This is a genomic window from Promicromonospora vindobonensis (genome assembly GCF_042685865.1).
GTDB lineage: Bacteria > Actinomycetota > Actinomycetes > Actinomycetales > Cellulomonadaceae > Promicromonospora > Promicromonospora vindobonensis.
The window spans coordinates 2,829,565-2,851,568 of record NZ_JBHUOG010000002.1 but is presented as its reverse complement, the minus strand read 5'-3'; the positions used below and the strand labels follow the sequence as shown (position 1 = coordinate 2,851,568).

The following is a 22,004-nucleotide window of genomic DNA, read 5'->3' as shown; positions in this document are numbered from 1 at the left end:
GGCCACGCTCGCCGTCCTGACGCAAGGTCCGGAGCGGACCTTGCGTCAGGACCGGGCAGATCAGCGGCGGCGCTCCGCCTCGACGAGCGCGTTGACCCGCTCCCGCTCCGCGCGGGGCCAGGTCTCCTTGGTGACCAGGATCCCGACCAGGCCGATGAGCGCGGCGCCCAGGTACAGGACGGACGCCCCCGGCCAGCCGAACGAGCCGACCAGCGCGGCGGCGATCAGCGGCGCGAACCCGCCGAGGGCAGCGGCGAGCTGGTAGCCCAACGACGCACCGGAAGTCCGGGTGGCGGTGCGGAACTGCTCAGTCAGGAGCGATCCCTGCGTGCCGGTGAGGGCCGCGTGGATCACGCCGATGCCGATGACGAAGACCAGGACCACCAGCACCGGACTACCCGTGTTGGCCATGAGGTACATCGGGAACGCGAACAGGATCGCCGCGATACACCCGCCGATGTAGATCGGGCGACGGCCTACCCGGTCGGTGAGCGAACCGGCGACGAAGGTGACCACGATGGCCGTGATGCTCGCGGCGGTGATGGCGCCGAGCGCCGTGGACCGCAGCTCCGGGTCGCGCTCCGAGATGTAGTTCAGCAGGTAGGTGGCGGTCGAGTAGTAGGCGAACGACTCGACGACGCGCAGGGCGATGACCCGCAGGATGCCCCGCCAGTCGTTCCGGAGGGTCGCCAGGAACGGGTTCTTCTCGGTCTTGCCCGTCGCGACGGCCTCCTGGAACTCGGGCGACTCGGACAGGCGCGACCGCACGAAGAGCGCTACGACGACGAGCACGGCGCTGAGCAGGAACGGCGTCCGCCACTTCCAGTCGCCCTCGAGGTTGGCACTGAGCGCGAACATGCCGCTGGCGAGCGCGATCCCGAGCGGGTTGCCCGACTGCGGGATGGCCGCGAACATGCCGCGGCGGTGCCACGGGGCGTGCTCGTACGCCATCGTGATGGCGCCGCCCCACTCCGCGCCGAACGCGAGCCCCTGGATCATCCGGATGATGACCAGCAGGATCGGCGCGGTCGCGCCGATCTGGGCGTACGTCGGCAGCACGCCGATCAGGACGGTGGCCCCGCCCATGACGATCATGGCCCCGACCAGGACGGGCTTGCGGCCGAACCGGTCCGCGAGGTAACCGCCGACGGCTCCGCCGAGGGGGCGCATCACGAAGCCGACGGCGAGCGTGGCGAAGGCGAGCAGAGTGCCGACCAACGGGTCGCTCTCGGGGAAGAAGACGGCGCCGAAGTAGAGCGCGGACGCGGTGCCGAACGCGACGAAGTCGTAGTTCTCGACACTGGTGCCGACGGCCGCCGCGACCGCCGTCTTGACGCGGTCCTTCGACCCGAGCGGTGAGCGCCGCTGCGCAGGTGTGGTGGTGGACATGGGATCTCCTTTGATCGGGGGAGCTGGGGCGGTAATCAGCCGCTGGTGGGCATCAGGTCGTCGAGCGCGTTGAGCTTGGCGACGCGGCGGCGGGTGTCGACGTCGTCGTCGAACGTGGCGTCGAGGAACTCCCGGACGATGTCGGCGACGAAGGCGCGGGGCGCGAGCCACGCGCCGAGCGCTATCGCGTTCGCGTCGTCGTGCTCGACGGCCTGGTGGGCGGAGTACGGCTCGTTGGCCAGCCCGCACCGGATGCCCGGGATCTTGTTGGCCGCCATGATGGCGCCGGCGCCCGTGCCGCACACGAGGATCGCGCGGTCCGCCTCGCCCGACAGCACCGGCGCGCAGGTGGCCTGCGTGATGTCGGGAAAGTCGACCGGGTCGGTGCTGTCGGTGCCGCAGTCGACGACGGTGTGCCCGAGGCTCTCTATCGCTTCTCGGACGTGGTCCTTGAGGGGGAAGCCGGCGTGATCGGCTCCGAGGGCGACTCTCATGGGATGTTCCTTCCGGTCTGGCTGATGGTCTGACTGAGGGTCGTGCTGCTGGTCTGGCTGCTGGCCGAGGAGCCGGCCCGAGCGGCGGCGAGCCGCCGCTCGACCTCCGCGAGCGTCGGGATCGACGGCGCAGCCCCGTGCCGGGTGACGGCGAGGGCGCCGGCCTCCGTGGCACGGCGCACCGCGTCCGGCAGGGGCAGGTGCCACGACGCGGCGAGGTAGCCGACGAACGTGTCGCCGGCCGCCGTCGTGTCGACGGCGGTGACGGACGGTGCGGGCACCCGCGCGAGCGTGCCGGAGCGGTACACCAGCGCTCCGGCCGGCCCGAGCGTGCAGACGACGTCGGTGCCGAGCCGCGCGGAGACGGCGGCGACGTCCTGCTCGGGACCCGACGGCTCGACGCCGAGGAGACGGGTCACCGCGTCGAGCTCGTGCTCGTTGACCACCAGCAGGTCGACGTGCTCGATCAGGTCGGCGGCAGAGGTCGGCGCGGGCGCCGCGTTCCAGACGACCGTCGCCCCTGCCGCCGACGCCGTCGCGGCGGCCAGCCGGGACGTCGCGACGGGCACCTCGTGCTGGAGCACCAGGACGTCGCCGCGTGCGAGCTCGGCGCACGCGCGGCGGACGACGGCGTCCTCGATCGCGGCGTTGGCTCCGGCAACCACGATGATCGAGTTCTCGCCGGCGTCGTCGAGCAGCACCAGCGCCTGGCCGCTCGGCAGCTCGGCACGCGTGAGCAGGGCGGTGTCGACACCCTCGGCCGCCAGAGCGCCGGCCAGGTGCTCGCCGTCGTGCACGCCTACCGCGCCGATCATCCGCACGTCGGCGCCCGCGCGCGCCGCGGCGACCGCCTGGTTGGCGCCCTTGCCGCCGAGCGAACGTGCCGCATCCCTGGCGAGAACCGTCTCGCCAGGTAGGGGGAGGGAGACGAGCCGCAGCGACGTGTCGGCATTGATGCTGCCGACGACGGTGACCCGCGCCCTCATGCCCCTGCCCCCGCCGCGGCCTCCGCCGAGCGGTCGACGAACGACGTCGCCACGCGGTGCGACGCAGCAGGGCGCCCCTCGATCACGTCGACCAGCGCGGCGACGCCCAGCCGTCCGATCGCCGTCGCGTCGTTGCGCACGGCGGAGATCGGCGGTGACACGAGCGAGAACCAGTCGAGGTCGTCGAACGACACGATCTCGACCACGCCCAGCTGCCGGGCGGACTCCTCGCGCAGCGCGCGGCCCACCCCGAGGGTCATCAGGCCGTCGGCACTGAGCACCGCCGTCGGCCGCGCGCCGGAGGCGAGGACCGCGCGCATCGCCTCCACGCCGCTCTCGGTCCGGAAGTCACCGTGCGCGATCAGGCGAGGGTCGGCCGAGAGCCCGAGCTCGTCCCGGATCCGCAGGAACGCCGTGCGGCGCTCGCTGCCGGTCGAGACCGCCGGCGGGCCGCCGACGAACGCGACCTCCCGGTGGCCCCTGCCGTGGAGCCAGGTCAGGGCGCTGCGCACGCCCTCGTCGTTGTCGGTGCTGATCGTCGGTACGTCGATGCCGTCGACGGACCGGTCGACGAAGACGAGCGGCAGACCCGAGTCGCGCATGCTCCGCAGCTGCGTGAGGTCAGAGCCCTGTGGCGCGATGAGCAGGCCGTCGATGCGCTGCGAGGCGAAGGTGCGCAGGTAGGCGGCCTCCTGGGCCGCGTCCTCGTCGGCGTTGGCGAGCAGCACCGTGTAACCGCGCCGCTGCGCCTCCCGCTCGGCGGCGTGGGCGAGCTCGGAGAAGAACGGGTTGCGGATGTCGGACACGAGGAGGCCGAGCACGTCGGTGCGGGAGCGGCGCAGGGACCGGGCCGGGCCGTTTGCGATGTAGTTGAGCTGTTCCGCAGCGGCCGTGACGCGGGCCCGCGAGTCGGGGGACGTCTGGCTGCTGCCGCTCAGCACTCGCGATGCCGTGCCGAGAGACACGCCTGCCAGCGCTGCGACGTCTTTGATCGTGGCCACTCTGCCATCCTCCGTGGAAACGTTTCCATGACTGCCTGGTGCAAATCTCCCACATCCACCCGCCTCCCCGCAACCACGGTGCCTCCGTGGCCCGCCCCCGCGCGGCGGTGCGGGTTCTCTCTTACCGTTTCGACTGTGAAGCACTCCCGAGCGGGGCTGGGCGTACTCGTGGTTGCCGTGCTGGTCGCGCTGGGGGCGGTCGCCCCGGCGATGCCGGTGTCGGCGCGGACCACCTCCGGGTGGGCGGACTGGGGGCCGTTGGCCGGCTCGGCGGGCGACTGGTCGACGACCATGCGGCTTCCGGCCGCCGGCTTCCCTGCCGCGACAGTGACGTCCGATGCCCGCGGCGGTGTCGGGGTCGTCTCCGGGGCGTCCTCGTGGCTCGGTGCGGCGACCCCGCCCGGCGAGCTCTACGGGTCGAGCCGGGGGCAGCAGTACCTCAACCTGCGCCCGCAGGCCGACCGGCCGGGTTCTCCGTCGGTCACCACCTACTCGTTCGGGCGCCCTGCGCCGGCGGGCGGCTGGGCGTTCGTGCTCGGCGACATCGACGCCGACCGCGCTGTGGTGACGGCCCGCGGCCCGGACGGGCTGCTGCTCACCGGCCCGGAGCTCGGGTGGCAGGGCGGCTTCAACTACTGCACGGGGCCGGGGTCGCCGTCCTGCTCCGGCGCGCCGGAGGACGTACCGACCTGGGACCCGGCCACCGGCGAGCTGATCGGCAACCTGGGCGCCGCCGACACGTCGGGTGCGGCCGGCTGGTTCCGGCCCACCGCGCCGGTCGCGAGCCTGACCGTCGAGTTCTACCAGCGCAGCGGCTTCCCGGTCTACCAGACGTGGTTCGCGTCCCTGGCGCGGGACATCGCGGGGACCGTCGAGCTGGTCGACGCGACCGGCGCGGCGCAGGGCGTGCTGCCGGGCGCGGTCCTCACGCTCCTCGGCCCCGACGGCACGGAGCTCGGCACGGCGACGTCGGACGAGAGCGGCCAGTACATCTTTCCGGGGTACACCGCGGCGCCCGGCTACCGGGTGGAGCTGACGACCCTGCCCGGCGCCGACGACGCGTACCCGTTCGGGCTGGTCCCCTTCGGCGACCGGGCGGTCGCCGACGTGGACCTCAGCACGGCGGACGCCACCGACGTCGACCTCGCGGCCCGCGCCGTCCGCCCGGTCGCCGTCAGCGGCGCGGTGCTGACCGACGACGGCGTCCCCGTCCCCGGCGCGACGGTCGCGCTCACGCCGGCCGGCGGGGGCACCCCGCTCACCGCCGTGACGAGCTCGCTGGGGGAGTACCTGGTCGACGGCGTCGGGTGGGACACCGGCGGCGACCGGCCGCAGGACTACGCCTTCGCGCTGAGCGACCTGCCGGAGGGGCAGGTCACGGCCGCGGTGCCGGACGGGATCACCGTGGCGGTCGGCCAGGAGGAGCCCAGCACGGGCAACGACTTCGCCGTCCGGGCACCGCCGTCGCTCTCCGGCAGGGTGACCGCGGGCGGCGAGCCCGTCGTGGGGGCCCTCGTGACCCGGACCGGCCCCGGCGGGACGGTCAGCACGACGACGGCTGCCGACGGCGGCTATGCCTTCGACGGCGTGCTCCCGGGTGCGCACGCCGTGCGCGTGACCCCGCCCGACGGGTACCAGGCCGACGGGCCGGCCGAGCGCGAGGTCACGGTCGCCGCGGAGGACCTGGCCGACGTGGACTTCGCGCTGTCCCGCCCTGGCGCGGTCGGCGGCACGGTGACCGACGGCGCGGGGGAGCCGCTGCCCGGTGCGACGGTCACGGTCGCGGGCCTCGGCGGGCAGCTCACCGTGGCGACGGACGCCGTCGGCCGGTACTTCGTCGACGGCCTGGCGCCGGGCGACTACGTGATCACCCTGACCGTGCCCGAAGCGTACGCGGCGGACGTCGTCGAACGTCAGGTCGCCGTGACCATCGCGGGGGAGCACTGGCTGGAGGAGAACTTCGGCGTCACCCACGTGCCCGTGCAGGGGCCGACGGCCACGCCGGCTCCGACGCCGACCGCGGCTGCCGGGCCCGCACCGAGCGCTTCGCCCGTCCCGAGCCTGACCCCGAGGCCGTCGGCAGGCCCGCCGCCGGGCGTCGATCCGGGCGGCACCCAGGCCGGGGGCGGGCCGGCCGACCTGGCCGCGACGGGGGCGGCCGTCGGGTCCGTCGGGCTGGCCGCGGCCGTTCTGCTGGCACTGGGGATCGTGCTGGTCAGGGGCTCCCGCAGGGCCGCGGAGCCGGCGGGCGGCGGCGACTGAACCTTGCGGTCTGCTCCATCGACCCTCTACTGTGCATATGTCATACATGTGCTCTCGTTGATCGACGGCGGTCCGCCGGGCAGCCCGGGAGTGCGACATTCGACGAGGGAGAATCTCGATGGCGAGAAAGATCCGTCCAGCGGCGCGGCTCGGCACGGCCGCAGCCGCCCTGGCACTGACGTTCGGCGCGATGCTCGGTGCGGGAGCTCCGGCGTCCGCGGCCGCCGGCGAAGACCTGGTCGTGTACGTGTCGGACACGGACGGTGACGACGCGAACCCCGGGACCCGTGGCGCACCCCTCCGGACCATCGCCGCCGCCCGTGACGCGCTGGCGGGCAAGACGTCGGCCCGGTCGCGCGGCACGGTGTACGTCCGTGGCGGTGAGTACGTCCTCGACGACACGATCAGCCTGGCCGGGGAGGACCACTCGTGGGTCACCTACTCGGCGTACCGGGGTGAGCAGGTGACCATCACGGGGTCGCACGAGCTGCCGGCCGACGGGTGGCGCAAGCTGACCGATCTGGGGGCCGACGAGCTCGCCCTGCCGCAGTACACCGCGCACGAGCGCCTGGACACGGCGGCGCTGCGCGACGGCGCCTGGGTGTACGACCTCGGGGCGCAGGGCGTCGACCCGGGCACGCTCTACAAGAACGGGTTCAACTGGGTCCAGCAGCCGTTCGCACCGGAGCTCGTGGTCGACGGCTCGCTCGAGACGCTCGCCGAGTACCCGAACGGGAGCTCCTGCGAGACCACCGACACCGCGTGCCACCTGTGGGGTACGGGGGACAAGTGGAAGGCGGACGGGCCTCATGACCTGATGAACGTCGACCTGATCGACCGGTTCGGAGCCCAGGGGCACTGGGAGCGCAGCGGCACCACCCCGCGTGCGCAGTTCGAGGACAAGAAGCAGACGCTGCCCGACCCGGCGGACCGCGACTCGTGGTCGTCCGAGCGGATGCGCACCATGACACCGTCGATCTTCACCGTGGGCGGCCGCGCGGCCGAGGCCGACCGCTACCAGCGGTGGGCGCCCGAGGCGGAGCCCGTCGTCGACGACCTGGGCGGCCGCGGTCTCGGCGAGTACGCGGACGTGCCCGTCCAGCTCGACCCACGGTGGATCGAGGACATCGACAGCTCCCGGTACGAGACCGAGGCGTGGCTGTCCGGCTATCTGGGGAACAACTACGCCAACGACATGGTGCGGCTGCTCTCCTGGAGCGCCGACCGGCTCTACGCGAAGTACCCCTCCATGTACATCCCGCAGGACGAGTGGACCAAGGTCAAGGTCGTCAACGTGCTGTCGGAGATGGACGCGGCCGGCGAGTACTACATCGACCGCTACCAGGGTCACGACGTGCTCTACTACGTGCCGGACGGCGGCACGGTCGCGGGCAAGAGCATCTCCCTGATGACCTTCGACAAGAACTTCTTCCGGTTGGAGGGCACCACGGGGGTCACCCTGCGTGGGCTGGCCATGACCGGTTCGCTCGTCAGCGGCGTGCAGCTCCTCGACGCCGTCGACACGCTGATCGACGGCGTCGAGATCTCGAACGTCAGCATGGACGCCGTCCGGATCGGGCGCCCGGCCGACACGATCACCGCCATGCCCGACTACGAGACGTTCCAGGGCGGGCGCGGCAACGTGGTGCAGAACTCGTACCTGCACGACCTCGGCGGAGGCGGCGTGCTGCTCGGCGGAGGCGACCGAACCACGCTGGAGCGCGGCGACAACGTGGCTCGGCACAACGAGATCGCGCGCTTCTCGAAGCTGGCCACCTACACGCCGGCCGGCTACCTGTACGGCGTCGGGAACAGCTTCGAGCACAACTACGTGCACGACGCCCCGCACATGGCCGTGCAGATCATGGGCAACGACATGAAGGTCAACCACAACCACTTCTACGACCTCGTCAAGAACGCCGGCGACCAGGGAGTGGTCTACACGGGCCGTGACTACACGTTCCTCGGCAACGAGGTCGCGTACAACCACTTCGAGAGGATCGGCGGCTCGAACGACGCGTTCTACATGGACGACGGCGCCTCCGGGATGCGGTTCCACCACAACGTGGTCCAGGACGCCCACTCCGGGGTGTTCTTCCAGTCCGGCCACAGCAACACCGCGAACGACAACGTGTACGTCGACGTCGAGCGCACCGGCCACGACATGATGTATCACCAGAAGGGGGAGACGTCGCTCCCGATCTCCAACGCCTGGGTGGTGCACAGCCGCTTCAACGCCTTCCTCGACGTGCGGGAGGGCGAGAAGTACAGCGCGACGCCGGAGACGGTGGCGGCCTGGCACGAGCACTACACGAGCGGGGAGCACACCTACTCGGACGGTGCGCCGATCGTGTACCCGGAGATCACCCGCTGGTACGTGCCACGGGTCGCCGCGACGGGCGAGGCCTGCACGGCCGCCGACTACGCGACGGACGCCACCAACGGGTGCAGCCGCGCGACGGTCTGGGACAGCGCCGACTCGCTCTACGCCCCGGCACGGATCGAGATCGACCACTCCGTGGTGATCGGCGGCGACGAGTACCGCGCCGGCTCGGCGACGTTCTCAGCACCCTCCGCGACCTACGACCTGGCGCGGTGGAGCGACAAGATCAACACGAACGTCGTGCGGCCGGCCTCGGTCGCCGACGCGGGGCTCGACGCCGACACCCTGAAGTTCTCGACGTCCGGCGCCGTCGCGGCCGCCTACGGCGAGGCGTGGGTCGACACCTGGAACCGGCACGTCACGACGGACGGCACGGGGCGTCCGGAACGTGGGGACGCCGGCGAGCTCTGGGCCGCCGTCGACCGGGCGGAGCGCGTGCTGGCCGACGCGGGCGAGCGGGGCGCACCCCCGCTGCGCGAGGCGCTGGTCGCCGAGACTCGTTCGGCGACCGCCGTCGGCGACGCGACGGACGCTACCCAGGGGGACCTGGACGCGGCGACCGCCGATCTGGAGCGGGCCACCGAGCGGTTCGAGCGCACGGTCCCGCCGCGCAGGCCCGAGTGACCACCCGTTGAGTGCTGGGTAGGCGCGGGATCACCGCACGAGATCCAGCGCCTGCCCAGCACTCGACGGAGGGGTCAGCTCTCCTGGGGGCGGCGGCGCGCCCAGGAGCTCGTGATGTGGTCCTGCATGGCGGCAGCTGCGCCGTCGGCGTCCGCCTTCAGCAGCGCGGCGACGATGCGCTGGTGGCCGGCGTGCGTGTGCTCGATGTCCTCGCGCGTCGGCTGCCCGCTGTACTGCGGGGTGTGCAGCGCCTTGCCCTGGATGTTCGACACGATCGCGCGGCCGAACGCGTCCTGGGAGGCACGGTGGATCAGCTCGTGGAGCTCGACGTCGGTGGCCGCGTAGGCCGTCGGGTCGTCCATCAGCCCGCCGAGCTCGTCGAGCTTGGCCGACAGGGCCGTCCGGTCCGCTGCGTCGAGCCGGCTCGCGGCCCGTGCCGCCATGGCGCACTCCAGCGTGGCGCGGACCTCGACGAGGTTGTCCAGGTAGACGAGGCGGTCCTCGCGCTGGAAGAGCGCGTCCAGGACCAGGGGGTCCAGAAGGCTCCACTGCTCCTGGTCGAGCACCACGGTGCCCCAGCCCTGGCGGGTGGCGACGAGGCCCTTCTCGGCGAGCGTCGTGGTGGCCTCGCGGATGACGGTGCGGCTGACCTCGTACTGCTCGCAGAGCACGCCGGCCGGCGGCAGGGCGGAGCCGGGCGCGTAGTCGCCGACGACGATCGCTCTGACCAGGCTCTTGATGACAGCCGCTGCGAGCGGAGGCCGGTGCCGTTGTGGCCGGGGCACGGCGGCACCGGCCGCAGGTGTCGAGTTCATGTCGTGGGTGACTCCATCGTGGGCGAACCCGGCGGGGTACCGCCGGACAACCCGAGGGTAGCCGAGTGTTGTACTATCGTCACTCGTATCATAAGTTATGAATGACATGCTGGCGGAACCCGCGAGCGTGCTGTCTCGACGATGCGGAGCACGATGCGAATCACCGGCTACCGGAGCCTGACCACGGTTCACCGTTGGGGTCGGCCAGTGGGCGACGTCAACGGCATCGTCGCCGGTGGCGTCACAGAGGTCCCGATCGTGCTGATCGAGACGGACAGCGGGCTGACCGGGGTGGGCCTCGGGGCCCACCCGGACGTCGAGAGGGTCTTCCCCGCGCTCGACGGGCAGGACCCGCGAGCCGTGACCGCGCTCTACGACCGGATGCTCGCGTTCGTCTTCAAGTCGGGGCACCACGGCGCGACCTTCGGCACGATCGGGGCCCTGGACATGGCGCTGTGGGACCTGAAGGCGAAGCTCGCGGAGGAGCCCCTGTGGCGCACCCTCGGTGCCACCGACCGCTTCGTGCCCGGCTATGCCTCCGGGCTGGAGTACGGGCTCGCCGACGACGAGCTGCCCGGCCTCTACGAGCCGTGGGCCGAACGCGGCTACACGGCGGCGAAGGTGAAGGGCGGCCTCGACGTCGACCGGGACGTCAAGCGGCTGGCCGCGGTACGGGACGTGCTGCGCGTGAACAGCGACCAGCCCGCGATCATGTACGACGTGAACGAGGCGTGGGGCCGCCACCAGGCGGTGCGCCTCGCGCGCCGGGTCGAGGAGCAGGTCGATCTCACCTGGATCGAGGAGCCGGTGCGTCGCTGGGACGTCGCGGGGCACCGGGCCGTCGTCACGGGCATCCACGGGGCGGTGGCGACGGGAGAGAACCTCACCGGCCTCGAGCAGTACCGGCAGCTGCTCGACGCCGACGCCGTCGGTGTGGTGCAGGCGGGGAGCGTATGGGGCATCACGCACTTCCTGCGGGTGTCGGTCCTCGCGCTCGGCCACGACCTGCCCGTCAGCCCGGTGGCCTACGACGTCAACCCCCTCGCGCACGCCTCGGCAGCCGTCCCGAACCACCTCGTCACCGAGGTCCAGGACCTCGAGCTCCCGGTCGGCCTGCGTGCCGACCAGGAGATCGCCGACGGCGGGATCGTGCTCGGGGACGCGCCCGGCCTGGGCATCGAGGTCGACGAGGTCGCCATCGGCGCGCTGCGCGAGGCGGGGGCGTGGGCGACCGTGGCCGGCCCGCACGTGCGCCCGGCCGACGCAGGGCTCCGACTCGCGCCGCGTCGCCCCTGACGGTGGGATCGACGGGCGCTCCGGCGCAGCACAGGAGGATGACCAGCATGAAGACCCAGCAACCCCGCGCCGTCCTGGCGTTCGGGCCCGCGTCCCTCGTGGGCCGGATCTTCAGCCACGAGGCGGCCGGGCGCCTGGCCGCTGCGCTCGACGTCGACGTCGACCAGGTGCTCACCGAGGTCGCGTCCGGCCCGGCGCGCCGGCTGCTCGCCTCCGCCGAGGTGCTGATCGCGGGCTGGGGCGCACCCGAGATCCCGGTCGAGCTCGCACCGCGGCTGCGGGCCGTCCTGTATGCGGGCGGCGTGGCGCGCACCTGCCTGACCGACCCGGGGGCGCACGCCGCGCGCGGCGTCGTCGCGTCGAACGCGCGCGCCGCCAACGCCGTCCCCGTCGCCGAGTACACCCTCGCGACGATCCTGCTGGCCAACAAGGGCGCCCGCGCGGCCGAACGGGAGTTCCGTGCGCACCGGCGGCTGCCGGACCGCGAGCGGGAGCCCACCCGCCTGGGCAACTACCGCCGCACGGTCGGGATCGTCGGGGCGTCGCAGGTGGGTCGTCGGGTGATCGAGCTGCTGCGCCCGTTCGACCTCGACGTCGTGGTGCACAGCCCCGAGCTGACGCCGCAGAGCGCCGCCGCGCTCGGCGTGCGCTGCGCGACGCTCGACGAGGTCGCCGCGCAGAGCGACGTGCTGTCCCTGCACCAGCCGCTGCTGCCGGAGACGGTCGGCCAGATCGACGCGCGCGTCCTCGCGCTGCTGCCCGACGGCGCGACGCTGATCAACACGGCGCGCGGCGCGGTGGTCGACGAGCCCGCGCTCCTCGCCGAGCTGCGCACCGGCCGGATCGACGCCGTCCTCGACGTCACCGCACCCGAACCCCCGGTCCCGGACAGCGAGCTGTGGGACCTGCCCAACGTGGTGCTGACCCCGCACATCGCGGGGTCGGCGGGCGGCGAGCTGCACCGGCTCGGCGACCTGGTGGCGGCGGAGGCCGAACGCTTCGCGCAGGGTCTGCCGTTCGCGCACCCGGAGGACCTCACGGACGGTGGCGCTCCCGCGGCGGCCGCACCTGCGACGGAAGGACCCGGACATGCATGAGCACCGGCTGCGGACCGGAGCCCGGCTGACCGAGCTGGGCCTCGGCGCCGCCCAGCTCGGCAACCTCTACCGCCGCACCACGGACGAGGAGGCGCGCGACGCCGTCGACGCCGCCTGGGACGCCGGGATCCGCTACTTCGACACGGCGCCGCACTACGGCCTCGGGCTCTCCGAACGCAGGCTGGGCGCTGCGCTCGCCGACCGGCCGCGCGACGAGTACGTGCTGTCGACCAAGGTGGGGCGCGCCCTGGTGCCGACGCCGGACCGGGCGCACCTGCGGGACGACGACGGGTTCGACGTGCCCGCGCAGTTCCGGCGCGAGTGGGACTTCACGCGCGACGGGGTCCTGCGGTCGCTGGAGGGCAGCCTCGGCCGGCTCGGTACGGACCGGGTCGACGTCGTCTACCTGCACGACCCGGACGCGCACTGGGCGGAGGCGTCCACCAGCGGGATCGACACCCTCGTGGAGCTGCGCGACCAGGGCGTCGTCTCGGCGGTCGGGGTCGGGATGAACCAGTCGGCGATGCTCGCGTGGTTCGTCCGCGAGACCGACGTCGACGTCGTGATGTGCGCGGGCCGGTTCACCCTCGTGGACCGTGCGGCGCTCGCCGACCTGCTCCCCGCCGCGCTGGATCGCGGCGTGTCGGTCGTGGCCGCCGCCGTCTACAACTCGGGGCTCCTCGCCGGCCCACGGCCGCGGCCGGACGCCCGGTACGACTATGAGCAGGCGCCCGCCGACGTGCTCGACAGGGTGCACCGGATCGCCGACGTCGCAGAACCCTTCGGGATCACCGTCCCGGAGCTCGCCGCGCAGTACCCGCTGCGGCACGACGCCGTGGCGTCCGTGGTGCTCGGTATGCGGACGGCCGCGCACGTCACGGCGAACACCGCTCGGATGACGAGTGCTGTCCCCAGCGAGCTCTGGGACGAGCTCGACCGCCTCGGTCTCGTGCCGGGCGTGGGCAGCGAGCAGGACCGGCACACAGGACGGAGCACCTCATGACCGAACGCGCGGACGTCACTGCGCTCGCCCGCTGGATGCGCACCTGGGTGGGTGAGGAGGGGCAGATCAGGGGGTTCCACAACCACAGCGTGTGGGGCACCAACCCCGCTACCTTCCTCGACTTCACGAGCGGCCACCAGGCGTTCTCTGCACCGGCGACGGCGGCCTTCGCCGAGGCCCTGGCCCGCCGGCCCGACGCGCGCGGGCTGTCGATGTGGCGCCGGATGATGCTCTTCCAGGCGCGGACGGTCCAGGCCGACGGTCAGTTCCGGCACATCGGCTTCCAGGTGGGGGAGTCCGCGACGTCCGGCCTGATCCACAACATGGTGGGCTGCATCGGGCTGCTCGAAGGCCTGCGGCATGCCGGGTACCTGCTCGAGCCCGCCGAGCAGGCGGAGGTGCTGGAGGCGGTCCGGGCCAACCTCGACGCGTGCCGCGTGTACGGCGGTGGCCGGCCCACCCCGGAGGGCACCGTGAACCAGGAGTACGCGAGGGTCTGGGCGAAGCTCCGGTACACCGAGCTGTCCGGCGACGACACGTACGACGACGAGCTGGCGGACGACCTCGACGACCTCGTCCGGCTCAGCAGCGTCCCTGGCGTGCCAGACGCCGAGAGCGCCGGCGCGTACCGGCAGCCGACGGACCGTGCGGGCGGCGGCATCCTCGAGCCGGCCGAGTACTACGGTCTGATGATCGTGCCCCTCGTGCTCGGTGCGCGGCGGTTCGGCCGGCCCGACCTGCTGGCCGAGGCGGTGCGGCTGAGCCTGCACGTCGCCCGGTCCGCCTGGGTCGACGACCGCGGCTGTACCCGCTACCACCGCTACTGGTACGTGCGGGACTCCACCGTGCTGCGGACCACCACTCCCATGCTCGTCGCGGGGATGGGGCTGAGCCTCTACGGCATCGACGAGGTCCTTGCCGACGTGGACCACCCGGAGCTGGCCGCCTTCGTGGACCGGTGCGTCGCGACGTACGCCGCCTATCAGGCGCCCGCCGGGTACTTCGCCTCCGCCACGGGGTGGCACAACGAGGCGGACGTGGCCCCGAGCACCGCGTGGCACGCGCACGACCTGTTGTTCCTCGTGCGGCACACGGAGACGCCCGCGTCGTTCTGGGACGCGGTGTTCGCAGAGCACGACCGGCAGTCCGTGCTGCTGTCCGACCGCGCGTACTGGGTCGAGGACGGCGTCCACTGGGCGATCCTCAGCCCGGCGACCGCCGGCGACCTCAGCATCCACGGCCGCAAGGACCGGGACACGTTCGGGCGGTCGTTCTTCGCCTGGACGGACAAGGAGCCGTTGCCGGCAGAGCTCGAGCTGCCGGGAGCCCCGCAGTTCTTCGTGGCCGACGACGGGATCTACCGCCTCGACGACTCCGACCGGGCGCTCGACGTGTCGGCGCTCGGGGTGCTCCCGTACCGGGGGCACATCAGGGACGCGTGATCCTCCGGGACTCTTGCATCGCACTTTGCACATGTAGTATGTATGACAAGTGGTCGGTCCGCTTCCGGACCCGACACGGACCCAAGGCAGGGAGACAAAGATGTCAACTTCGTTCCGACGCCGGGCGCGCGGAGCCGTGGCCCTCGGCTTCGTCCCCGTCCTCGCGCTCGCAGCCTGCAGCTCGGGTGACGCGAGCGCCGACACCGACACCGATGGCGGTTCGGTGCGCATGCTCGTGAACATCACGGACAACCTCACGCAGGCCAAGTGGGAGGAGCTGGTCAAGCCGTTCGAGGACGAGAGCGGGATCGACGTCAAGATCGAGGGGCCGAGCGGCCAGTCGGTCGCGGAGTCGTTCCCCGCGCTCCTCGCGGCGGGCACGGCCCCCGACGTGATCCAGTCGATCGTGCCGGGCCCCGACACGGCGCCTGAGCTCCTCGACCTCACGGAGTACGACTGGGCCTCCGGCACCCCCATGGCCGACCTGTACTCGACGGACGGCGCGATCAACGTCGTCGGCGTCGGGATGCAGGCCCAGTCGCTCATGTTCTACAACGCGGACCTCTTCGAGGAGGCGGGGATCACCGAGCCTCCGGCCACCTGGGACGAGCTCGACGCCGCCCTGGCCGCGCTCGACGACGCAGGGGTGGCCACCCCGATCGCGTTCGCCTCGGACTGGGCGACCGGTGTGCAGGTCCAGGAGATCTGGCACCCGCAGCAGAACCTCACCACCCCGGGCTGGCAGCAGAGCGTCGCGGACGGGTCGGCGACCCTCGGCGACCAGTTCCAGCCGGTGTTCGAGCACGTCGCCGACTGGGTCGAGGCGGGGTACACGACCGCCGACGACGTCGCGACCGACAGCGGGACGCAGGAGGCCAACTTCATCGCGGGCGAGGTCGGCATCTACCCGATGGGCTCGTGGTTCAGCACCACTCTTGCGGCGTCGCCGCCCGACTTCGAGGTGGGCGTCTTCGCGCCGCCGGTGGACGACGCCGCCGACGCCCCCGGGCCGATGGGAGCGACCATCGCCTTCCCGTACATGGTCTGGAACGGCACGGAGAACCCGGACGGCGCGACCGCGCTCGTGGAGTACCTCGTGACGTCCGACGAGGCGATCGCGAAGCAGGCCGAGATGGACAGCTTCAGCCGCGAGGGCCTGGAGCCCAGCGACAACGAGTACGCGGGGCAGGTGCAGGAGCTGACGGACGGCGCGCCGTCGTACGTGGTGCCCGGCAACCAGACCGTCGGTGACTACGCGCTGCCGGTGGCCGGGTTCAACCCGAAGTTCACCGAGCTCGTCCAGGGTCTGTGGCAGGGCCGGCCGCCTGCGGACGTCGCCGCCGACCTGACGGCGTGGTACGAGGCGGAGAAGCTCGGCTGACATGGCTCGCACCACTACCTCCCGGCGCGGGCTCGTCAGCGGCCTCGTCAACGGGCTGATGACGATCCCGGCGGCCGCCGTCTACACCGGGCTGACGGTGGTGCCGGTCGGGTTCGCCGTCTACTACTCGTTCACGCAGTACAACGGGATCCCCAGTCAGCCGCCGACCTGGGTCGGGTTCGAGAACTACGCGCGGATCATCCAGGACCCGATCGGCGACCTGCGCCCGGCGGTCGTGGTCACGACCCTGATCGCCGTGGCGGGGGCGTTCCTCGTGAACGGCGCCGCGCTGGGGCTGGCGCTGCTCCTGCGGCGGACCACGCCGTTCAACACGTTCGCGCGCGTCGTGATGTTCTACCCGCACGTGCTCTCCGCGCTGATCGTGGGGTTCCTGTGGCAGGCGATCCTCGGACCGCAGGGGGCGGTGAACAACCTGCTCGAGAGCAGGGGGGCGTCCTCGTTGCCGTTCCTCGCCGACCCGGACTGGGCGCTCGTCACGCTGATCGCCGTGATCGTCTGGGCCCAGTTCGGCGTGCAGCTCGTCCTCTACCTGGCGGGCCTGCAGGCGGTGTCGCCGGAGCTCCAGGAGGCGGCGCGGCTCGACGGCGCCGGGGGCGTCCAGGTGTTCCGGCACGTCACCTGGCCGGCGCTCGCGCCGACCGTCACGGTCACGATCGTGACGTCCGTGCTCTCGCTCCTCAAGGTCTACGACGTCGTGCTCGGCCTCACCAACGGCGGGCCGGGCGACGCCACGCAGACCTGGGCCTACGAGATCCTCGCGGTCTCGTTCGCGAACAACAAGGTGGGGCTCGCCTGTGCGCAGGCGGTCCTGCTGGTCCTGGTCGCCGGGATCCTGTCGTTCACCATCATCGCGCTGCGCAGGCGTGCCGAAGAAGGAGCGGAGGCCGTCGGATGACCAGGACAGCAGTGCGATCGGCGACCCGCGTCGCCGTGGTGACCGTGCTCTCGGTCGCCATGCTCGTGCCGATGTACATCATGGTGGTCAACGCGTTCAAGCCGCAGCAGGAGATCCTGCTGTCGCCGCTCGGCCTCGACCTGGCGACCGCGACCACCGAGCACCTCGCGGCCGCGTGGCAGAACACCAGCTTCCCGGTGGTCGAGGGCTACGCCGTCACCCTGTTCCTGGTGCTGGCCTGCAACGTCGTGGCGATCGGCACGTCGGTCCCCGCCGCGTACGCCATCGCGAGGACGCCGGGGCCGATGTTCCGGTTCCTGCTGTTCTTCTTCGTCGCAGGGATGTTCGTCCCTGCGCAGATCATCCTCGTGCCGGCGATCTTCGTGCTCAAGGCGACAGGCCTCATGGGGACGCTGCCCGGTCTGGTGCTCTTCATGGCCTCGACGATGATCCCGTTCACGCTGTTCATCTTCAGCGGTTACATCAGGATGCTGCCCAGGTCCCTCGACGAGGCGGCGTCGATCGACGGCGCGAGCAAGCAGCGCATCCTGTGGACCATCGTCTTTCCGCTCATGCGGCCGATCGTCGCCACCGCGTTCATCCTCAACGCCCTGAGCGCGTGGAACGACTTCGTCAGCCCTCAGCTCATCCTCGGGCCCGGCTCGGAGTTCAAGACGATCACGACCGGCGTGTACGCCGCCGTGTCCACGTACACGACCAACTACGAGATCGTCTTCCCCACCCTGCTGCTCGCCGTCGTGCCGATCCTGGTGATCTTCGTGGTCATGCAGCGGCACATCATGGGCGGCCTCTCGGCGGGGGCCGTGAAGGGCTGACCTGACGACGTCGGCAGCACGCAACCCATACCTACCAAGGAGACCCCCGATGACCGTCGACTTCACCGACCCCAAACAGGTCGCCAAGGCGATCCAGTACACGAACGTCAACCCGGACCTGACACGGGCGGGTGTCGTGCGGCACCTCGAGACCTGCGTCGAGTACGGCTTCGACGCCGCGATGATCGCGCCGTACTGGGTGTCGCTCGCCAAGGACGTGCTGGCAGGCACGGAGGTGCGGGTCGCGTCGACCCTCAACTTCCCGATGGCCAACGACACCCTGACGATGCGGCTGGCGGCGCTCCGGGCGCTCGTCGCAGAGGGCGTGGACGAGTTCGACTTCCCGCCGCACCCCGGCCTCCTCCTCGGCGGCGACGAGGAGCTGTACGCGCAGGACGTGCGCGAGATCGTCCGGGTGGCCCACGCAGAGGGCGTGCGGGTCAAGGCGATGCTGGAGTTCGGGTTCCTGGAGACGGACGAGCTCAAGGTGCGGGCCACCCGCATCGCGTACGAGGCAGGCGTCGACTGGGTCAAGCAGTCCTCCGGCTGGGGCAAGGGCGGCCTCGCCGCCACCGAGCACGACGTGCGTCTGCTCGCTCAGAACATCGAACCGCCCTGCCGCGTGAAGGTGTCCGGCAAGGTCAACACCCTGGAGAAGATGGCGTCGCTCTTCGCGGCGGGCGCAGAGCTGGTCGGTACGAGCTCCGGCCCCGCCATCGTCGACGGGCTCGTGGGAGACCCCGATGCCTACTGAACGCCCGGACGTCGCCGTGATCGGGAGCTACGCGAAGGCCCTCGTGATGACGGCGGACCGCATCCCCGCGCCCGGCGAGACCTTGATCGGCAGAGACTTCCGCGGCACCTTCGGCGGCAAGGGCTCCGACATGGCGGTCCAGGCGGCCCGGCTCGGGGCCGGGGTGGCGTACCTCGGCGTCGTGGGTGACGACAGTTACGGCGCCGAGTTCCGCGACCTCCTGACCCACGAGGGCGTGGACCTGACCGGCCTGCGCATCGCGCCAGGCACGTCGACGGGTGTCGGGTTCATCGTCAAGGACACGGCAGGGCGCAACGTCATCGTCGTCGACCCGGGGGCGAACGCCGGCTTCTCCACGGCCGACGTCGACGCCGCGGCCGAGCTCGTCCGGACCGCCGACGTCGCGCTCGCCCAGCTGGAGATCCCGCTCGAGACCGCCCTGCACGCCCTCGCGCTGGCGCACGCCGCAGGGGTCACCACCATCCTGAACCCCGCCCCCGCCGTCGACCTCCGGCACACCGACCTCAGCAGCGTGGACGTGCTGACGCCGAACGAGCACGAGGCGAAGGTCGCACTCGGCCTCGGACCCGACGACGTGGTCTCCGCCAAGGACCTGGGCCGCCGGCTGCTCGACCTCGGCCCGCGGGCCGTGATCGTCACGCTCGGCGAGTCCGGCGCCCTGGTGGTCACAGCGGACCGCGTCACGGAGGTGCCCCCGGTCCGCGTCACCGTCGTCGACTCGAACGGTGCCGGTGACAGCTTCAACGCCGCCCTCGCCGTGGCCCTCGGCGAGGGCAGGGACCTGGCCGACGCCGCGCGGTTCGCCGGCACGGTCGCCGCCCTGTGCTGCGAGCACTGGGAGACCGTCCCGTCCTACCAGGACCGGACGACCGTCGAGGCCTACCTCGCCACGAACCTGACCACCACCACGGCGAGCACCACGACCACCACGACCACCACGACCACCACGAGCACGGAGGCACGACGATGAGAGCCGGACGGATCCTGCACCCTGAGCTGGCCCGCGACCTGGCCACGCTCGGCCACACGGACGTCGTGCTGGTCACGGACGCCGGCTTCCCGATCCCCGCAGGGGCGAACCGGGTGGACCTCGGGCTGACACCAGGGCACATCGACGTCCGGACGGTGCTCCGGACGCTCCTCGACGAGATCTTCGTCGAGGAGGTGCACCTCGCCGGCGAGCTGAAGACGCACCACCCTCGCCTCTACGGCGAGACCCAGGAGATCTTCACCGGGTCCGGTGCCACCTTCCACGCGACCACGCACGAGGCGCTCATCGCGGAGTGGGCCCCGCGTGCCAAGGTCGTGGTGCGGTCCGGCTCGTTCGAGCCGTGGGCGAACTTCGCCCTCGTCGCCTCGACCGCACCCTTCGACTGGTTCGCCGACGACGACGTGACGATCCTGCCCGCGTACGTGGAACGGCGCCGGCTGATCACCGAAGCGGTGCGCCCCGACCTCGCAGAGGAGAAGCGATGAGGTTCGCCCGGATCGGAACCCCTGGCCAGGAGCGTCCTGTGGTGCAGGACGGCGCCGGGTGGCACGACCTCGGGTCACTGACCGCCGACGTCGACGGCGCGTTCCTGGCCTCCGACGGCGTCGCACGAACCCGGGCGGCGCTCGCGGCAGGGACGCTCGCCGCAGTCGAGACGGCCGGCGCACGGTTCGCCGCGCCGGTGGCCCGGCCGTCCGCGATCGTGTGCGTCGGCATGAACTACGCGGCGCACGCGGCCGAGTCCGGGTCCGCCCCGCCGGAGGCGCCGGTCGTCTTCCTCAAGACGCCGAACACCGTGGCAGGGCCGGACGACACCGTCACCATCCCGCGGGGAAGCCGCAGGACGGACTGGGAGGTGGAGCTCGCCGTGGTGATCGGCAGCAGGGTCTCCTACCTCGACTCGCCCGAGCAGGCCCGCGCGGTGATCGCCGGGTACGCCGTGGCCAACGACCTGTCCGAGCGGGCCTGGCAGCTCGAGGAGTCCGGCGGCCAGTGGTCGAAGGGCAAGTGCGCGCCGGGGTTCACCCCGCTGGGCCCGTGGCTCGTCACACCGGACGAGGTCGACGGCGCCGACGTAGCGGGCCTCCGCCTGCGGTCGTGGGTGAACGGCGAGCCGCGCCAGGACTCCACGACCGCCGACCTGATCTTCGGCGTCGACGTGCTGGTGCACACGCTGAGCCAGTACCTGGCCCTGGAGCCGGGGGACGTGCTGCTCACCGGAACGCCGGAGGGCGTAGCGCTGTCGGGCCGCTTCCCGTACCTGCGGCCGGGCGACGTCGTGGAGACCGAGATCGACGGGCTGGGCCGGCAGCGCCAGGAGTACGTGGCCTGGGCGGCCGAACCGGCCGCGGAGGCACACGCGTGACCGCCTTCGCCGGACTGGTCGCGGTCGTCACGGGCGGGTCCTCCGGGATCGGCGCGGCGGTGGTCCGGCGGCTGCGCTCGGCGGGCGCACGGGTGGCGGTCTTCGACGTCGACCCTGAGGCGGCCGACGCCGACCTCGCGCTCGGCGTCGACGTGACCGACGGTGCGTCGGTCAGCGCCGCCGTCGCCGCCGTCGAGGCCCGGTTCGGGCGGCTGGACGTGCTGGTCAACAACGCGGGCACCGGTGCGCAGGGCACCGTGGCCGACAACCCCGACGACGAGTGGCTGCGGGTCCTCGACCTGAACGTGGTGGGGATCGCCCGCACGAGCCGGGCCGCGCTGCCGCTGCTGCGGCGCTCGCCGGCCGCCTCGATCGTCAACACCTGCTCGATCGCCGCGACCGCGGGGCTACCCCGGCGCGCGCTGTACAGCGCCAGCAAGGGCGCGGTCCTGGCGCTGAGCCAGGCGATGGCCGCTGACCACGTGTCGGAGGGCATCCGGGTCAACGCCGTGAACCCCGGCACCGTCGACACGCCGTGGATCGGGCGGCTCCTGGCGAGCGCGGGCGACCCCGCGGCCGAGCGGGCAGCGCTCGAGGCGCGGCAGCCGCACGGCAGGCTCGTCTCCGCCGAGGAGGTCGCAGAGGCGGTCGCCTACCTCGCGAGCCCGCTCGCGGGATCGACGACCGGTACCAGCCTCGCGGTGGACGGCGGCATGCAGGCACTGCGCGTGCGCCGGGACTGACCCGGGGCCTCGAGGTGTGCACGCTCGGACACAATGTCGCAACAGTCACGAAGGGCCCGACGACCCCAACGGACGGCACGGGACACGCCGATCGAGGCGTGCACGCCGTTGGAGTCGATTCCCGTCTGCCGGGACACGGCCGGGCCGCCGGCCCGCGGGCCCTTCGTGGCACCGAGCACCCTCTGACATGCGGAAAGATGCCCG

At 72.2% G+C, this 22,004-nt stretch carries 19 protein-coding genes; 14 read left to right on the top strand and 5 right to left on the bottom strand.

Features of this window, described 5'->3' with window-relative positions; genetic code table 11:
• Positions 1 to 60 precede the first annotated feature (60 nt).
• Genes ACFS27_RS26050 through ACFS27_RS26035 form a run of 4 tightly spaced genes read right to left on the bottom strand, consistent with a single transcriptional unit; the run spans position 61 to position 3,870 of the window.
• Positions 61 to 1,389, bottom strand: a complete 1,329-nt coding sequence (locus ACFS27_RS26050) for an MFS transporter (protein ID WP_377189686.1) — start codon at positions 1,387 to 1,389, stop codon at positions 61 to 63.
• A 35-nt stretch (positions 1,390 to 1,424) separates the two neighbouring features.
• The gene (locus ACFS27_RS26045) at positions 1,425 to 1,883 is read right to left on the bottom strand and encodes an RpiB/LacA/LacB family sugar-phosphate isomerase (RefSeq protein WP_377189684.1); all 459 of its coding nucleotides are present in this window, start codon (positions 1,881 to 1,883) and stop codon (positions 1,425 to 1,427) included.
• The gene (locus ACFS27_RS26040; RefSeq protein WP_377189681.1) at positions 1,880 to 2,869 is read right to left on the bottom strand and encodes a ribokinase; all 990 of its coding nucleotides are present in this window, start codon (positions 2,867 to 2,869) and stop codon (positions 1,880 to 1,882) included. Before ACFS27_RS26040 ends, ACFS27_RS26045 begins: the two co-directional genes overlap by 4 nt.
• Positions 2,866 to 3,870 carry a LacI family DNA-binding transcriptional regulator gene (locus ACFS27_RS26035; protein ID WP_377189678.1) on the bottom strand — a complete coding sequence of 335 codons (1,005 nt, stop codon included), beginning with the start codon at positions 3,868 to 3,870 and terminating at the stop codon, positions 2,866 to 2,868. The genes ACFS27_RS26040 and ACFS27_RS26035 overlap by 4 nt, the downstream gene beginning before the upstream one ends.
• Before the next feature lie 135 nt (positions 3,871 to 4,005).
• Between ACFS27_RS26035 and ACFS27_RS26030 the strand changes: the two genes are divergently transcribed.
• Both ACFS27_RS26030 and ACFS27_RS26025 read left to right on the top strand, forming a co-directional pair.
• Positions 4,006 to 6,132 (top strand): MSCRAMM family protein, encoded by a 2,127-nt coding sequence (locus tag ACFS27_RS26030; protein WP_377189675.1) that lies wholly within the window; start codon positions 4,006 to 4,008, stop codon positions 6,130 to 6,132.
• Positions 6,133 to 6,250: 118 nt separating this feature from the next.
• A complete protein-coding gene (locus ACFS27_RS26025; protein ID WP_377189672.1) occupies positions 6,251 to 9,139 on the top strand; it encodes a right-handed parallel beta-helix repeat-containing protein in 2,889 nt (962 codons plus the stop codon).
• A 74-nt stretch (positions 9,140 to 9,213) separates the two neighbouring features.
• Here the strand turns inward: ACFS27_RS26025 and ACFS27_RS26020 are convergent, their stop codons facing one another.
• Positions 9,214 to 9,954, bottom strand: coding sequence for a FadR/GntR family transcriptional regulator (locus ACFS27_RS26020; protein WP_377189669.1), 741 nt, complete (start codon positions 9,952 to 9,954; stop codon positions 9,214 to 9,216).
• Positions 9,955 to 10,161: 207 nt separating this feature from the next.
• On the opposite strand from ACFS27_RS26020, the gene ACFS27_RS26015 reads away from it, so the two are divergent.
• The 12 genes from ACFS27_RS26015 to ACFS27_RS25960 all read left to right on the top strand — a co-directional run bounded on the left by ACFS27_RS26015 (position 10,162) and on the right by ACFS27_RS25960 (position 21,800).
• On the top strand, positions 10,162 to 11,250 hold the full coding sequence (locus tag ACFS27_RS26015) for a mandelate racemase/muconate lactonizing enzyme family protein (protein ID WP_377189666.1): 1,089 nt from the start codon (positions 10,162 to 10,164) through the stop codon (positions 11,248 to 11,250).
• A gap of 47 nt (positions 11,251 to 11,297) precedes the next feature.
• The gene (locus ACFS27_RS26010) at positions 11,298 to 12,347 is read left to right on the top strand and encodes a hydroxyacid dehydrogenase (protein ID WP_377189663.1); all 1,050 of its coding nucleotides are present in this window, start codon (positions 11,298 to 11,300) and stop codon (positions 12,345 to 12,347) included.
• The gene (locus ACFS27_RS26005; protein ID WP_377189660.1) at positions 12,340 to 13,350 is read left to right on the top strand and encodes an aldo/keto reductase; all 1,011 of its coding nucleotides are present in this window, start codon (positions 12,340 to 12,342) and stop codon (positions 13,348 to 13,350) included. The genes ACFS27_RS26010 and ACFS27_RS26005 overlap by 8 nt, the downstream gene beginning before the upstream one ends.
• Entirely contained in the window at positions 13,347 to 14,792 is a 1,446-nt protein-coding gene (locus tag ACFS27_RS26000; protein WP_377189657.1) for a hypothetical protein, read from the top strand. The genes ACFS27_RS26005 and ACFS27_RS26000 overlap by 4 nt, the downstream gene beginning before the upstream one ends.
• A gap of 100 nt (positions 14,793 to 14,892) precedes the next feature.
• Positions 14,893 to 16,173 (top strand): ABC transporter substrate-binding protein, encoded by a 1,281-nt coding sequence (locus ACFS27_RS25995; protein ID WP_377189654.1) that lies wholly within the window; start codon positions 14,893 to 14,895, stop codon positions 16,171 to 16,173.
• Position 16,174: 1 nt separating this feature from the next.
• Complete coding sequence (locus ACFS27_RS25990) at positions 16,175 to 17,089, top strand: carbohydrate ABC transporter permease (protein ID WP_377189651.1); 915 nt, start codon at positions 16,175 to 16,177, stop codon at positions 17,087 to 17,089.
• Positions 17,086 to 17,925 carry a carbohydrate ABC transporter permease gene (locus tag ACFS27_RS25985; protein ID WP_377189648.1) on the top strand — a complete coding sequence of 280 codons (840 nt, stop codon included), beginning with the start codon at positions 17,086 to 17,088 and terminating at the stop codon, positions 17,923 to 17,925. Before ACFS27_RS25990 ends, ACFS27_RS25985 begins: the two co-directional genes overlap by 4 nt.
• 49 nt (positions 17,926 to 17,974) lie before the next feature.
• Positions 17,975 to 18,679, top strand: coding sequence for a deoxyribose-phosphate aldolase (deoC, locus tag ACFS27_RS25980; protein ID WP_377189645.1), 705 nt, complete (start codon positions 17,975 to 17,977; stop codon positions 18,677 to 18,679).
• The gene (locus ACFS27_RS25975; protein WP_377189642.1) at positions 18,669 to 19,670 is read left to right on the top strand and encodes a ribokinase; all 1,002 of its coding nucleotides are present in this window, start codon (positions 18,669 to 18,671) and stop codon (positions 19,668 to 19,670) included. The genes deoC and ACFS27_RS25975 overlap by 11 nt, the downstream gene beginning before the upstream one ends.
• Positions 19,667 to 20,176 carry a D-ribose pyranase gene (rbsD, locus tag ACFS27_RS25970; protein WP_377189639.1) on the top strand — a complete coding sequence of 170 codons (510 nt, stop codon included), beginning with the start codon at positions 19,667 to 19,669 and terminating at the stop codon, positions 20,174 to 20,176. The genes ACFS27_RS25975 and rbsD overlap by 4 nt, the downstream gene beginning before the upstream one ends.
• A complete protein-coding gene (locus ACFS27_RS25965; RefSeq protein WP_377189636.1) occupies positions 20,173 to 21,057 on the top strand; it encodes a fumarylacetoacetate hydrolase family protein in 885 nt (294 codons plus the stop codon). The genes rbsD and ACFS27_RS25965 overlap by 4 nt, the downstream gene beginning before the upstream one ends.
• Positions 21,054 to 21,800 carry an SDR family NAD(P)-dependent oxidoreductase gene (locus ACFS27_RS25960; protein ID WP_377189633.1) on the top strand — a complete coding sequence of 249 codons (747 nt, stop codon included), beginning with the start codon at positions 21,054 to 21,056 and terminating at the stop codon, positions 21,798 to 21,800. Before ACFS27_RS25965 ends, ACFS27_RS25960 begins: the two co-directional genes overlap by 4 nt.
• Positions 21,801 to 22,004: the final 204 nt, after the last annotated feature.

Coding starts and splice junctions, on each gene's coding strand:
- ACFS27_RS26050 (WP_377189686.1), bottom strand. CDS start 1,389: ATGTCCACCACCACACCTGCGCAGCGGCGCTCACCGCTCGGGTCGAAG.
- ACFS27_RS26045 (WP_377189684.1), bottom strand. CDS start 1,883: ATGAGAGTCGCCCTCGGAGCCGATCACGCCGGCTTCCCCCTCAAGGAC.
- ACFS27_RS26040 (WP_377189681.1), bottom strand. CDS start 2,869: ATGAGGGCGCGGGTCACCGTCGTCGGCAGCATCAATGCCGACACGTCG.
- ACFS27_RS26025 (WP_377189672.1), top strand. CDS start 6,251: ATGGCGAGAAAGATCCGTCCAGCGGCGCGGCTCGGCACGGCCGCAGCC.
- ACFS27_RS26020 (WP_377189669.1), bottom strand. CDS start 9,954: ATGAACTCGACACCTGCGGCCGGTGCCGCCGTGCCCCGGCCACAACGG.
- ACFS27_RS26010 (WP_377189663.1), top strand. CDS start 11,298: ATGAAGACCCAGCAACCCCGCGCCGTCCTGGCGTTCGGGCCCGCGTCC.
- ACFS27_RS26005 (WP_377189660.1), top strand. CDS start 12,340: ATGCATGAGCACCGGCTGCGGACCGGAGCCCGGCTGACCGAGCTGGGC.
- ACFS27_RS26000 (WP_377189657.1), top strand. CDS start 13,347: ATGACCGAACGCGCGGACGTCACTGCGCTCGCCCGCTGGATGCGCACC.
- ACFS27_RS25995 (WP_377189654.1), top strand. CDS start 14,893: ATGTCAACTTCGTTCCGACGCCGGGCGCGCGGAGCCGTGGCCCTCGGC.
- ACFS27_RS25990 (WP_377189651.1), top strand. CDS start 16,175: ATGGCTCGCACCACTACCTCCCGGCGCGGGCTCGTCAGCGGCCTCGTC.
- ACFS27_RS25985 (WP_377189648.1), top strand. CDS start 17,086: ATGACCAGGACAGCAGTGCGATCGGCGACCCGCGTCGCCGTGGTGACC.
- deoC (WP_377189645.1), top strand. CDS start 17,975: ATGACCGTCGACTTCACCGACCCCAAACAGGTCGCCAAGGCGATCCAG.
- ACFS27_RS25975 (WP_377189642.1), top strand. CDS start 18,669: ATGCCTACTGAACGCCCGGACGTCGCCGTGATCGGGAGCTACGCGAAG.
- rbsD (WP_377189639.1), top strand. CDS start 19,667: ATGAGAGCCGGACGGATCCTGCACCCTGAGCTGGCCCGCGACCTGGCC.
- ACFS27_RS25965 (WP_377189636.1), top strand. CDS start 20,173: ATGAGGTTCGCCCGGATCGGAACCCCTGGCCAGGAGCGTCCTGTGGTG.